We start from the raw sequence: 13,242 nt of genomic DNA, 5'->3' as shown, positions 1-13,242 counted from the left end.
GATTTCCTTATTCCCCTTCCAGGCCTACTGCTTGTTCTTTACTGATATTTACGATTAAAGACTTGTTTTGTTGCGCCTTCATGGCGCTTAGTATTTTTCAATACTGCGCAGTAAGACAAAACCATGATGGCTACGAGAGAAATTCCGTTGAAGTTGTTTAATAAGTCCATTTGCTTCTCCTCTTTATGCGTTGTTACGTGTTATTGATTAATTGTTTTTTGTTGCTGAATTCTTTATCTAACTACCGGTAACTCATCCCACTTAGTCGTATAGTTCGGCGACCGATTGTTTGATCTCATCTGCCACTCTTCTTTAGTGCCGTTGGTTCCTGCGGCTGCAGATCTGATGAATGCATTGCCAAAGCGCGTGTTGATCTCATCCACCGCTTTCATCAAGTGAGCAGACTTACCTTTAGTCTCGATATCCTCAAACAGGGATTGCTGAGCGGTTGACTTATCGCTAATGAGATTCAGAATGACGCCCGCCTTCTTGTAGCGGAAGTTCGTTTGGTAGATTTTCTTGAGGCCAGCCAGCGCTGCATTGGTTAAGGTCAACGTGTTATCCGTTGGATTCGCTAATGGAATCGTGACGCTTTGGTGATGCTGTGGCTCGTTTTGCTTAAACGGATTGGTTTGAATAAATACGGTGAGCGCGCCCGTAGTGCTATTTTGCGTTCTGAGCTTTTCAGCGGCGCGCGCTACATGGGTAGCAACTGATTCTGCAAGTTCTACCTGGCTAGTCACTAACTTACCAAAACTGCGTGAGGCAATAATTTGTTGTTTGGCTGGCGCTACTTCTTCTAGTTGCAAGCAAGATGTGCCACGGAGTTCATAACAGAGACGCTCCATCACTACGCCAAACTGTTGACGCATAGCTTGTGGTGAGACTTGCAAAAGATCAAATACGCTCTGAATGTTTTGGGTCTTGAGTTTCTTGGCGATTTGTTTACCTACACCCCAGACCTCGCCCACCCCAGTCTCGCTCATCCACTGATAGAGCTCTTCTTTGGCCATGGCATTGACATCACATACCCCAACGAACTGCTTGTGTTTCTTAGCCAAGTGATTGGCTAACTTAGCTAAGGTCTTGCTAGCACCAATGCCCACACAGACTGGCAAGCCAGTAGTGTCTTTCACTTCCCGCTTGATTTTTTGACCTAATTCAATCGTGTCTTGATACTGCTTTAAGACGGTCTCGATTTGCAAGAAGCTCTCGTCGATGCTGTAAACCTCTAGGTTGGGCGTGAATGCTCTCAGCACCTGAACTACGCGACTACTCATGTCACCATACAAGGTGTAATTAGACGAGTAAGCCTGAATGCCATGCTGCTTGGCTAAGTCCTTCATTTGAAACCAGGGTGTTCCCATCTTGACGCCAAGCGCTTTGACTTCAGCACTGCGCGCTACGGCGCAGCCATCGTTATTGGATAGCACCACCATCGGCACCTCTTCTAACTTAGGCTGGAATACGCGCTCACAAGAAACATAGAAATTATTTACATCTACGAGTGCGAAGAGTGGATTTGAAATGTTTTGTGCATTCATCTCACTTGCCCTCTTTGTTGTATCTGGTGCTGGCATTGCTGTACTTTCGTACTACCCCAACCACTACACCCCAGATTTGTAGCTCACTGCCTTCATTAAAGGTGATGGCTTGATAGTTTGGGTTTTCTGGTTGGAGCTCAATACGGCCGCGTAACTGATAAAGGCGCTTGATGGTGTACTCGCTATCAACCACCGCGACTACGATATCTTTATGTTTTGGCTTAAGAGCCTTATCAACGACGACCTTGTCGCCATCACAAATCCCCGCACCCAGCATGGAGTCCCCCTTCACAGTGAACATGAAGGTGGCTGGCTTGTTTTGGACGAGGTAATGGTTCAGATCGAGGCCGTCTTCAGCGTAATCTGCCGCTGGACTAGGGAATCCAGCTGACATCCGGTGGCTTAGGAGCTTGAGCTCATAGGCGGCAAAATGGCCTGTCAAGGCTTGTGGTGCCTGGCTCAGGGTTACTTTTGCGGGGTTTATTACTTGCGTCATAGTCATTAATATACTGTATGTTTATACAGTATATGTAAAAACCGCAAAAATGGCCTTATTTTTGTTGTTTTGGGGCTATAGACTCACTCCCACCCCCTCTTTTTTCTCGGCCTCACTAGTCATAAACCCCGAGTTGACCCTACTCATATTGCCCCCTAAGGAATTGCATAATGATTCCAGAAGTTACTGCGGAAGTAATCCAGTGGCTCATATAAAAAGAACAGTAGGAGACATATGAAGACGTATCAGATTGCGTCCGTCCCAGGCGACGGCATTGGCAAAGAAGTAATCCCGGAGTGCGAGAAGGTATTAAATGCCTTAAGCAAAAAACATCCTGAAGTCGCTTTTGCATTCGAGCAATTTGATTGGGGTGGTGATTATTACCGTAAGCACGGCATCATGATGCCCGAGGATGGTCTTGAGCCCTTGCGTTCTAAAGACGCCATCTTGTTCGGCTCTGCTGGCGACCCCAAGATTCCGGATCACATTACTTTATGGGGCTTGCGTCTCAAAATCTGCCAAGGCTTTGATCAATACGCAAACGTGCGTCCTACGCGCATTCTTCCTGGCATCGAAACACCACTACGTAATTGCAAACCAGGTCAACTCGACTGGGTCATCGTGCGCGAGAACTCTGAAGGCGAATACTCTGGTGTAGGCGGTAGAGCCCATCAAGGCCATCCCATTGAGGTTGCCTCTGATATGAGCATCATGACTCGCGTTGGCGTTGAGCGCGTACAGCGCTTCGCCTTTAAGCTCGCGCAGTCACGCCCTCGCAAGCATCTCACAGTCATCACTAAATCTAATGCTCAGCGCCATGGCATGGTGATGTGGGACGAGATCGCCAATATCGTTGCCAAAGATTTTCCGGGTGTCACCTGGGATAAAGAATTGGTTGATGCCGCTACTGCGCGCATGGTCAATCGCCCAGAATCTTTAGACACCATTGTTGCAACCAACTTACATGCCGATGTCCTCAGTGATTTAGCGGCTGCCCTAGCCGGCAGCTTGGGTATCGCACCAACTGCCAACTTGGATCCAGAACGTCGTTACCCATCCATGTTTGAACCGATTCATGGTTCTGCTTTTGACATTATGGGCAAAGGTCTTGCCAATCCAATTGGCACCTTCTGGTCAGCAGTAATGATGCTCGACTTCCTGGGTGAAAAAGCGCTCGGCGCAAAGTTAATGGCAGCCATTGAAAAAGTGACAGCCAATCCTAAGTTGCACACTCGTGATTTAGGCGGCACAGCCATGATGAGTGACGTTACTAATGCAGTCATTGAGGAGATCTCCAAATGAAGCTATTTCAATTTCTAAGTAGATTGCTGAGTATTGGCTTGGTTTTACTTGGCTTGTTGTCCGGCGCGCATGCTCAACCCTTCCCCGATAGGACTATTCAGTACATCATTCCCTTCCCACCTGCTGGCGAGTCTGACCTGGTGGCGCGCTACCAAGCCGACATCTCCGCTAAGAAATTCAAGCAGCCGATGGTAGTGATGAACCGTGCTGGCGCAGGCGGCGCATTGGCTTGGAGTAGCCTTAATACCTATCCAGCCGATGGCGCAACAGTAGTGGGCGTCAATATTCCCCACACCATCTTGCAGCCGCTACAAGAAGGCATTCAGTACAAGACTGAAGACATTAATGCGATCTACTACTATCACTTCACACCAGATGCTTTGATGGTGTCTGCAGATAGTCCTTACAAGACCTATCAAGAATTTATTACGGCTGCCAAAAAAGATCCCGGCAAGATGACGCTTGCTGGATCCGCGCAGTTCTCAGCTAACCACATGGCAGTCGAGCGCCTCAATAAACTGGCTGGCGTCAAAATTACTTACGTTCCCTTTAAAGGCACGGGTGATTTAATTACCGCCCTGATTGGAATGCACGTTGATGGTGCTATGGGTTATTTGCCTTTGGCTATTCAGCAAAAAGGGAAAGTGCGTACGCTAGCAATTGCTACTGAGAAACGTAATCCCGCTCTACCGGACGTACCAACCTTTAAAGAGCTGGGATTGAACTGGGTGGATGGTGCGTATCGTGGCGTTGCCGTGCCCAAAGCAACCCCGCTGATATTGCAACAAAAGATGTCTGACTACTTCGCACAGCTCAATGCCGATCCCGAGACTAAAAAGAAATTGGAAGATGCTGGCTTTGTGATTGTGGATGTTCCTCTGGCAAAGATGCCGGCATTTATGAAAGAGAAAACAGCTCAAGCCATGGATGATGCCAAGAATGCAGGGATGATTAAGTAAGGCTTTAACTTCCTTAAATAAAAAACCACCGCATGTTCGGTGGTTTTTTATTGGATGCTTGCTTTCCGCTCTAGCAAAAAGCAAAAGCGAGAATTGCCGGATCATCCAGAAAAGCGTTGGATAAGTAAACACTGGCTCGGAAGAGCCAAGGGTTTACAGTCTCAACGATTTGTGAAAAATATTCCATGACTATATTGTAAGGGCTACTTAGCCGCCCAAGTAATCGGTCTTCCCGATCTCCACCCCGTTATGACGCAAAATGTCATAAGCCGTGGTTACATGGAAATAAAAGTTTGGGATGATCCAGGTCAGCAGATATTGCTCGCCGACAAACTCAAAGCTCCATTCTTTAATAGAGAACTTAATTTCTTTTGCTTCAGTGCCATTAATTTGCTCTGGCTTGAGGCTATTGGCAAAAGCAATAGTTTTAGCAATACGGTCTTGTAGCTGGGTAAAAGTAGTTTCGTTATCTTCAAATTTGAGTGGCTCAACACCGGCTAGGCGCGCCATGCCATTTTTCACTTGATCACAAGCAATTTGAACTTGCTTGGATAGCGGAAACATATCTGGGGCAAGACGACCCTCCACCAATGCTTTGCTATCAAGACTCTTGGCACTTGCAAACTCCTCACCCTTTTTGAGGATATTGGAAAGATTGGTGAGCATCTTTGTCAATTGCGGTATTGACGCTTGGTACATTGAAATTGCCATAGTGCTCTCTCCACCCTCTTAGTTATTCTTACACGTCGCTCATAAAATCACCACCGCCATCATCCCAAGAGCTCGAACCACCATCATCCCAAGAGCTTGCATCATTGACGCCAAAGTTGGCAGCATCTGGTGCTTGACCGCCTACTTGGTTAAAGTCGTTATTGAGGTTTGGATTTGGGCGTTGATTACCGCCCATTAAATGACTTGCCAAAGCTTCACCAGCAACCATACCAGCACCGAGTGCTGCACCAGTCGCTAAGCTGCCCATTAAACCACCGCCCATGCCAGATGCTGGTGCGCCTGGGTAACCAGGCGGATAGGTGCCAGGCGCTCCTGGTGCCCCTGGATATGGTCCATTTGCAGTCGGCGCGTTATAAACCTCCACTGGCTGCTGGCGCTTCCTCATAAAGAAGATTACGCCCGCAACCAAGATAGCAATCAAGATCCAAAAAACTGGGCTAGTAAAGATGGAATTTGCACCCGCATTAGTATTAACGTTGCCTGGTGCTGTACCTGCACGTAATTGCGCTTGGAGCCTTTGTACAGAATCAGGTTGAGCAAATGGTAAACCTGGCGCCAGATTTTCTGCTTGTACAAAAGCGCTTCTTGCAGCATCTAACTTACCTTCTTTGAGGTAAAGCTCAGAAGCCATGTAATGTGCCTTGCCGCTATTAGGATGATTTTTCAAGACCTCTTGCATCATGGCATCCGCTTTTGCCAATTGCCCAGATTCAATTGCTTGATAGACCTCGGGCAAAGTAGCTTCTGCAAAAGCAAGATGACTCGTTAGTAATAGCGCGCTTGCGAATACACCAACAAACAACTTGAGTAAATTACCCATTTTCATCATGACTCCTCGTGAAATGTTTTGCTGCGAATTTTATTATCGCCAGTTTAGGCATTTCTGCTATTCATCATCCATATGAGGGCTTTTACGGGAAATTCAAGGGCATGAGCACCCCCTTCACACTCCTTGCTACCCTCTTCTTTAGATTGAAATTCCCATAATTTTTGTAGTTATATTAATTCATTGATGTTATGATTTAACGTAACTACAATATTTCCGATGAAATTCACTTATGATTCGGCAAAAAATGATTCAACCTCGCAAAACATGGCCTTCCGCTCTCAAATGCAAAGATACTTGATTGGGATACAGCCTTTAGCTGGATCGATGAAAGAAAGAATTACGGTGAAGAAAGACGGATTGCTTTGGTGTTAATGAATGAACGCCTGTATTGCGTGATTTATGTAGAGTCAAAAATAGCGATGAGAATTATTAGTTTAAGAAAAGCAAATAACCGTGAGATGAAAATCTATGAAGAAGAAGCTAATTAGACTGAGTGCCGAAGAGGATGCCGCAATTACTAAGGCCGCCTTATCTGACCCCGATAACCCGCCTATCACGGAAGAAGAGTGGAATGCGATTAAACACAGAGTCGTTCGCGGCAGGGGAAGACCTGTGGGTAGCGGAATTAAAGAACAAGTTACTCTAAGGATTGATAAGGATGTTTTAGATTTTTATAAATCTAAAGGTGAAGGTTGGCAAACATTTATCAACCAAGTGCTTGGCGAAGTAAAAAGAGAATCTAAATCCATTTTGATGGTTGAAAAGAAGTTAAACAAGGGAACCTTGATCGCCAATAAATTCAAGGTAGCTGCTTAACACCCTACTTCACTTCTACCATCTCACCTTTTGATGAAATCAAATAAGCCTTGTTTGGCTTATCTTTTCTGATGCGTGCGAGTTCAGCTTGGTAGCCCTGCAATTGCTTGCGGTACTTTTCATATTTCTCGCTACCCACCTCTGGGATAGTGAGTTTGTAATCGATGATGGCCAAATGATCATCAAGCTCTACCAAACGATCCATGCGATAGCTCTTACCCTCCTCACTAGCGATATCGAGCTCATTCCAAGCTTGCAGCCATTCGCCTGAGGCAAGATAGCGCTTAAGTTCGGGAGCCTCTAGTACTGTTTTTGTCCGAGCGATCAGCGTTTTTGCATGCTCCTCATCTACCCCCAGCCAATTCATCAGCTCTTGCTCGCTTGGCATGGGTGGCCTTGTTTCATTGCTGGAATCTGGGGTGAGGAACTCGAGCAATTTATGGAAGTTCGTACCTTCTTCCAAAATTTCTGGGTCGGGATCTTCTACCCGTTCGCCCTCGCCTGCAAATACTTCAACTGTGACGCCGCTTTCAATATCAGACAGCATTTGTATATGACTTTCTTGCGCGGGATTCCAGTCCAAGACAAAATCCTCGACCGCGTTTTCTTTACTAGATTTTATAGCCTCAGTCTCTTCTGTGACTGCAGCCTGATGATTGACCTGATATACAGTCAACCCTGCATTGCTCGCCTTCCCATACCAAGAGGCTTTATCTAAGCCACTAGGATTGTTGGCAGTTGGTTTTTGAGCATCACCACTAATCCATAAACCTTGTCGCGCACGGGTCATTGCAACATAGAGCAAGTTCCAGTTTTCTTTTTCACCAATTTGCTTCTCTGCTTCATTGATTTCGCTACGTGGGCTTGTCAATGTTTTGGATGTAAACAGCGATAGATGCGATGGCCCCTCTTCTTGCGGAGACCAGTCTATCAATACTCCACTGTAATCCACATTGGTATCGGTATTATTTGCATCGAGAATAATGACAAAGGGTGATTCCAAGCCCTTGGCACCATGAATAGTCATCAAGCGCACACGCTTATGGCGATCCTCTTCCGACATCTCACTCTCTTCATCTACATCAGCCAAGTTCTCATCACTTGCCGCATCTACATCACCTTCATCGGGAGTTTCATCGTCATCCCCGCGGCGCTTAATGTTAATTTCCTGAATAAAGCGACTCAAGCTTGGATACTGACCTCCGTCTTGATTGAGCGCCACCTCTAAGAATGCATCTAAATTTGCCAAGACCTGGGGTCGATCCAGGTCCTGACATACTGCAGCGTATTTCAGGCGCACATCACCCTCTTGGTAAATACGATCAAGCAGGTCATGAACCGGCAAGCGCTCACCTAAAAGATGCCAATGCTTTAAATAACGCGCAGCTACTTGTAGCTTGGCATCCCTACTGTCTTGTAATGCATCCCACCAGGAGCGGTAATGGCCAGACGTCATCGCCACCGCCAATTGCTGCATTTGTTTTTCTGTAAAACCAAAAATTGGGGTTCTGAGAACCTGCGCCAATGGTAGGTCGTGATGAGGAGTCACCAGTACAGTAAGCAAGGCAATCAGGTCATCTACCTCAAGAGTATTGAGCAAGCCACCTAGACGAGGACTCTCATAAGCAAGCTTCAAATCACGCAAAGCCCTTTCGTATTGAGGCAGGTATTTACGCCGCTTGACGAGTAACAAAAAATCGCTTGCTCTGGCGTCTCGCCAAATTTCCTTGCCGCCCTCTTTGTCAGCAACTTTTCGGGTTGCAACTACTTCTTGAATGAGGCGCGCCGCTAACTCACCCTCATGCTGGCGCTGAATCACTCCAATAGTTTCACTTGAATCCGCAATGGCACGATCAAAAGCGCTACCTTCTCGTAACTCTTGAGTCTGCTCCACATAAGGAATCAGCGGTAGTAAATAAATCTCGCCTTGTTGGGCATAAACGTCGGTGGGTTTGCCCTCATCAGGAGCAGCCCAAAGCGTTTGCTGTTCTGAGTATGGGTAATCAGGGGGAACTTGCTCACCCCGAAAGATTGCATTTACCGCTTTATTGATTTCACCTGCATTACGGCGCGTTTTGTCCTGCTCAATATAAGCGGCAGCATGGTATTGATGCAAAAACTGGGCTGCACTTACAAATAATCTTGGATCAGCGCGACGGAAGCGATAAATCGACTGTTTGGGATCCCCCACAATAAAGACTTTTGGCCTCTCATCACCCTCGCTATAGCCCGCTAACCAGGCTCGCAGAATTTGCCATTGCAACGGATTAGTATCTTGGAACTCATCAACCAAGATTTGCTTGTATCTAGCATCTAAGCGTGACTGGAGGTAGGCGGCATTAGCGGCATCGCCCATGAGCAAACTGACGCCAAGCTCTAGGTCATCGAAATCACGCACACGCATATTTTCTTTTTGAGCGCTGGCATGCGCCATCATGGATTGATTGAGAGCAAACCAGGCTTCATTGATTACAAAGATATCCTGCTCTGCTTGCCATAGCAGATATTCCTCAAAAGCATGACCCCAATTCTGCTTAATGGCAATGTGCTCATCAATACGATGAGCCTCACCTATCCTCTCAAGATATTTTTTCGCCTCACCTAAAGCCTTGTCGTTATTGCTACGATATTTTGGTTCTTTGGTTAAGAAGGTGGTTTGAAAATTAACCGCAACCTCCATTACATCGCCAGCATTCTCTTTGCAGGCGATTGCAGGAAGCAAGTATTTCAGAAGATCACCATCTTTTACGCTGCTATTTTCAAAACAGCGCGCTAAAAACTGTAAGTCTGCTAGCGCATTAGGTGCATTCCACTGAGCTAGTAGGGGATTGGGTAGATTCAGTTTATTTAGGGATTGCTTTAGGCGATCTATTGGAGTGATGTCCGTTTGAATGCATTGCTTTGCAAAAAAAGTCCATGCACCTCTTTGTTTAAAGAGACTACTTTTACCCATTAAGAGTTTTTGGGCCTCATGTGAGCCCAAATACTTCAGTAAAACATCGTAATGCGCTTTCCATTCTGGAGTGAGATCACCCCACCAATCATCAAGACACTCCTCTTGCAACCGCTTAGCATCTTCACGCAGCTTAAACCCAGGCTGAATGCCCATAGATACTGGAGCCGCGCCCAGCAGCCTGCCAAACCAACCATGAAAGGTATCAATCACAATCGGTTGTGGGTTTGCCAGTACCTGCTCATAAAGTGCTTTAGCCTTGGGCAGGTATTTTTCAGCCCGCTCTTTTTCCATGCCCCGAGCGGTTAGCTCTTTCATCAAAGAGACGTCATCACTTTTGGAAAATTGTTCAAGCAATCCATATAGCCGGTCACGCATTTCTTGCGCTGCTTTGCGTGTAAACGTTAATGCGAGGATCTCTTGTGGCTTCACATCATCAAGCAATAGTCGCACCATCCGCGCCACCAATAACCAGGTCTTGCCGCTTCCTGCGCAAGCCGACACAATGACCGAGCGCTGTGGATCACAAGCAAGCCTCTCTGAATAGGGCTGCTTCTTTGGCAACACATTCATCTGATCACTCACCAAATCCCCTTCCTGCAAATGCCTCTTGCTTCGCAGTATTGGCAAACTCCCTCTGGAGCAAATGCTTGCATGGGCTTTTTAGCCCAAAGCTGCTCTATATCTTCTGTAATTTGCTCAGAAAACTGTTGCATCATTTCTGGCATATCAACTACCTCTTGGCTACGCAGTGCTTTTTGCTCGCCCTTAGAGATATCCGCCTTCAAGGCTACCCACTCCGCTTGCTGCACCCGATGTCCAGTTAGCTTATGGCTCTCTTGCCCCTCATTGGCGGCCCGTGCATAGATCAATAGCTGTGGGTCATCCAGAATATGCTCAGCCCTTACTTTAACTCTCTCAAAACGTTGATTTTTGTAGTCAATCACTGAGGCAAGCTTGTTGTTATCTATATTGACGTCATAACGATCGGCATAACCCTCAATACGAATGATCTTGGGATTGCCATCTACATCCTTAAATGGCAAATCAAAGCCAACTTTGACTTCGCCATCGAAATATTGCCAACCCGCTAACTCACGTTGCAACTGCCAATCTACAAAACTAGGGATTTGTTTTTGCCAATCCCTCAACGCGCCCATCACTCTTGCGTCACCCTCAATCAAAGAGGCAAACTCTTGCTCCGAATACACGCTTAAGACTTGTTCCATCCAAGCACGTCTTTGATCTGAATTGGTTTTCAGCGCAGAATTAGTATGTTCTTGGGTTTTGAGTGCTTGGTAGAAACGCTTGAGCAGTTTATGCAATGTCTGTCCTGCTAACGAAGCGTCAAAGCCCTCATCAAACTCTTTATTCTTGCGTAAACCTAGCAGGCTGCGGACGTAATAGCGATATGGGCAATCCCGCAGAGCCTTATAGGCGCTGGGGCTCATCGATAGCGGCATAGGTAGATCTTCTTCAAAATGTGCAACCGCCATCTTCATTGGTGCAGCTTCAAAAGCGCGCCTGCTCAATTGAGTTGTTTTCGCCTCCCACTCAATTTGATTTTGCAAACGCTGTATCCAAGCGGAAGGTCTCAGCGGCTCCCCATTATTGCTTTTACTTTGCCAAAGTAAATCGACATTGGTGCACGACACCAGTAGCTGCGAGAGATCCCTAGCCTGCTGTACAAACTGCATTGCAATCGTCGAGGTCTTCAATAGCTGATTTAGTGCATCTGAAAAAAATAATGGTGGCTCGGAATACGCTGGTAACTGTTGTTCGTCGCAACCCACTACCACTACCGCCTCGAAGTCACGCATCCGCGTAGAACTCAGCGGCAAAATACTCAGCGTCGCTTTAGCCTCTTTGCCGGCCTCTTGATAACTAGCGCCCTCAATGACGGTTTTAAGCAAACTGAGCCATTCACTCAGGCGAATAGGCGCCTCCTGATACTGCGTCTTACTTAAATCAAATGTCTTGAGGACATCTAGCAATTGCTTACCGGCTGAATCTTTCTCAAGGCTGTGAACCATGCCAGTCGCCTGGAGATTCGCCTGCAGGTGAGCATACGCTTTGCTGCAATCCACCTTGAGTGTTAACCACTCATGATGGCGCTCTCTGACAAACTGTAATAACTCAAATAATGCAGCACTGGGTAATGCGCTAGATGTTTTTGCAGCATTTTCTTGTGCACCCTCGATGGCTAGATAAAAAGTTTTCCAACCAGACTCTGCCCTGCTACCAACCAGGATGTCTTCAAGCTCTGCAATCAGTCCAATACAAGCTTCTGCATCTCGATTCAAAAGCTTTCCAAGATCTAAAAAAGGATTCTGCAAAAACTCAAGCAAGTTTTTTGCGCTAGGCCCATCTTTTGGCGCCTTAATAATTTCTAGCCAACTATTGAGTGCAGCTGCGGCGCGCGTTGTAGATAACTTCCAACCAGTTTCATCTCGAATGTTGAGTGCTGGACCTAATCGCGAAAGCAGTGCACGCACCCTTCTGGCCACCAAGCGATCTTGCGCAACAAGCGCCAACTGAGTTTTGCCATCAATCAGATGCTGCTCTATTGTTTTGGCAGCAGCCCACGCAAGCTCTTCAAAGCGTTTAGCTGCAACCAGGCGCCAACCCCTGCTATGGGCTTGTTTGACATTTCTGAGCGCCCCTGCCTGCGCATCACTAGTACCAATAGCCTCTGCCCATAAGCCCACATCACCCCAACTCATCCTTGCCTCTACCGCAGGTGCATGTTGGGCATACTCGGCCAGCAGAGTTCCGATGATATCTTGATCGATGGGGGTTGGATCAGCAGTCTCCACCCAAATCAGAGGTCTTGCGGGATTTGCATTCTTAGCAGCTTCAAGATAAGCCGCCATTGCAAACTGATTACGAAATGCTGGATCACTCACGCTCGCGGTGTAACGCCAAAATGTGAGCAAGACCTTGGTCTCTTGATCAACCACCTTACGCGCCATTCCCGCATAGACTTTAGCAACGGTACTATCGAGCAAACCTTGTGCTTGACTCAGATATATCTCTCCGAGATTGCTTTGTAGACTCCGATTATCTTGAATGAATTCATGAATCTGTTTTTGTAGTTGTGGACTCACTGCAGTTGATAAGGTGTCACATGCTTTAACGATTGCTTGTGCTAGACCCCACGCACCAGATTCCGTTTCCGCTTTAAACCATGACTGCAAATCTTTGTGTTTGCGCAAAGTGGCATAGACCCCCAACCACCTCTCTAAATCACTTTGCTTCTTTGGAAATTTCCATGCCCCTGGCGCAGCTTCCAGCCAATCTGTAAAGCTGATGACTTGAGGCAAGAATGCGATGTTGCTAGGAAGATCTTTAGGTCGGTTTAATTCAAGGGCTGCTCTAACCCCGATTAATGGTCCCGCAGTACTCAGAACCACTAGCGGACGCTGATTGGTTTGCACTGCACAATCCCAAATCCCTTTTGCCAATTGAGCAAGCGCTTGGCTATTGGGCGTAATCGCCCACCGTTGTACTTGCTTTTGGTCAGAAAGAACTGGGAAAGGCTGGGACATGAATGGAGTAATTTATCTATTTTGAGCAGAACGTTCCGCTTATTGCTAATATAAGCGTTGTAA

The 13,242-nt window shown here is 46.7% G+C and carries 10 protein-coding genes and 1 pseudogene; 4 read left to right on the top strand and 7 right to left on the bottom strand.

Going from position 1 to position 13,242, the window contains the following annotated elements:
* Positions 1–38 precede the first annotated feature (38 nt).
* From ICE90_RS10815 to ICE90_RS05040, 3 genes are all read right to left on the bottom strand, one after another.
* Positions 39–170, bottom strand: coding sequence for a hypothetical protein (locus ICE90_RS10815; protein ID WP_255533296.1), 132 nt, complete (start codon positions 168–170; stop codon positions 39–41).
* A 63-nt stretch (positions 171–233) separates the two neighbouring features.
* Positions 234–1,544 carry a Y-family DNA polymerase gene (locus ICE90_RS05045; RefSeq protein WP_216191227.1) on the bottom strand — a complete coding sequence of 437 codons (1,311 nt, stop codon included), beginning with the start codon at positions 1,542–1,544 and terminating at the stop codon, positions 234–236.
* Position 1,545: 1 nt separating this feature from the next.
* Positions 1,546–2,046, bottom strand: coding sequence for a LexA family transcriptional regulator (locus tag ICE90_RS05040; protein ID WP_215321821.1), 501 nt, complete (start codon positions 2,044–2,046; stop codon positions 1,546–1,548).
* A gap of 228 nt (positions 2,047–2,274) precedes the next feature.
* On the opposite strand from ICE90_RS05040, the gene ICE90_RS05035 reads away from it, so the two are divergent.
* Both ICE90_RS05035 and ICE90_RS05030 read left to right on the top strand, forming a co-directional pair.
* On the top strand, positions 2,275–3,342 hold the full coding sequence (locus ICE90_RS05035) for a tartrate dehydrogenase (RefSeq protein WP_216191225.1): 1,068 nt from the start codon (positions 2,275–2,277) through the stop codon (positions 3,340–3,342).
* Positions 3,339–4,301, top strand: coding sequence for a tripartite tricarboxylate transporter substrate binding protein (locus tag ICE90_RS05030; RefSeq protein ID WP_215321819.1), 963 nt, complete (start codon positions 3,339–3,341; stop codon positions 4,299–4,301). Before ICE90_RS05035 ends, ICE90_RS05030 begins: the two co-directional genes overlap by 4 nt.
* A gap of 207 nt (positions 4,302–4,508) precedes the next feature.
* Here the strand turns inward: ICE90_RS05030 and ICE90_RS05025 are convergent, their stop codons facing one another.
* Positions 4,509–5,012 (bottom strand): DUF1993 family protein, encoded by a 504-nt coding sequence (locus ICE90_RS05025; RefSeq protein ID WP_215321818.1) that lies wholly within the window; start codon positions 5,010–5,012, stop codon positions 4,509–4,511.
* Between the two features lie 28 nt (positions 5,013–5,040).
* Positions 5,041–5,859, bottom strand: a complete 819-nt coding sequence (locus ICE90_RS05020; RefSeq protein WP_216191223.1) for a tol-pal system YbgF family protein — start codon at positions 5,857–5,859, stop codon at positions 5,041–5,043.
* A gap of 266 nt (positions 5,860–6,125) precedes the next feature.
* Between ICE90_RS05020 and ICE90_RS10885 the strand changes: the two are divergent.
* Together ICE90_RS10885 and ICE90_RS05010 are read left to right on the top strand one after the other, a co-directional pair.
* Positions 6,126–6,350 (top strand): annotated as a pseudogene (locus ICE90_RS10885) (BrnT family toxin); the annotation flags it as partial.
* On the top strand, positions 6,331–6,678 hold the full coding sequence (locus ICE90_RS05010; protein ID WP_215321817.1) for a BrnA antitoxin family protein: 348 nt from the start codon (positions 6,331–6,333) through the stop codon (positions 6,676–6,678). The pseudogene ICE90_RS10885 and the gene ICE90_RS05010, both read left to right, overlap by 20 nt.
* Before the next feature lie 4 nt (positions 6,679–6,682).
* Here ICE90_RS05010 and ICE90_RS05005 read toward each other — a convergent pair whose 3' ends face one another.
* Both ICE90_RS05005 and ICE90_RS05000 read right to left on the bottom strand, forming a co-directional pair.
* Positions 6,683–10,216, bottom strand: a complete 3,534-nt coding sequence (locus ICE90_RS05005; protein WP_370624641.1) for a UvrD-helicase domain-containing protein — start codon at positions 10,214–10,216, stop codon at positions 6,683–6,685.
* A complete protein-coding gene (locus ICE90_RS05000; protein WP_216191221.1) occupies positions 10,213–13,179 on the bottom strand; it encodes a PD-(D/E)XK nuclease family protein in 2,967 nt (988 codons plus the stop codon). Before ICE90_RS05000 ends, ICE90_RS05005 begins: the two co-directional genes overlap by 4 nt.
* Between the last annotated feature and the right edge of the window lie 63 nt (positions 13,180–13,242).

Origin of the sequence: Polynucleobacter sp. AP-RePozz3-80-G7, assembly GCF_018882145.1 — a bacterium.
In the GTDB taxonomy this organism is placed as follows: domain Bacteria; phylum Pseudomonadota; class Gammaproteobacteria; order Burkholderiales; family Burkholderiaceae; genus Polynucleobacter.
This window is presented reverse-complemented; position numbering and strand designations above follow the sequence as displayed.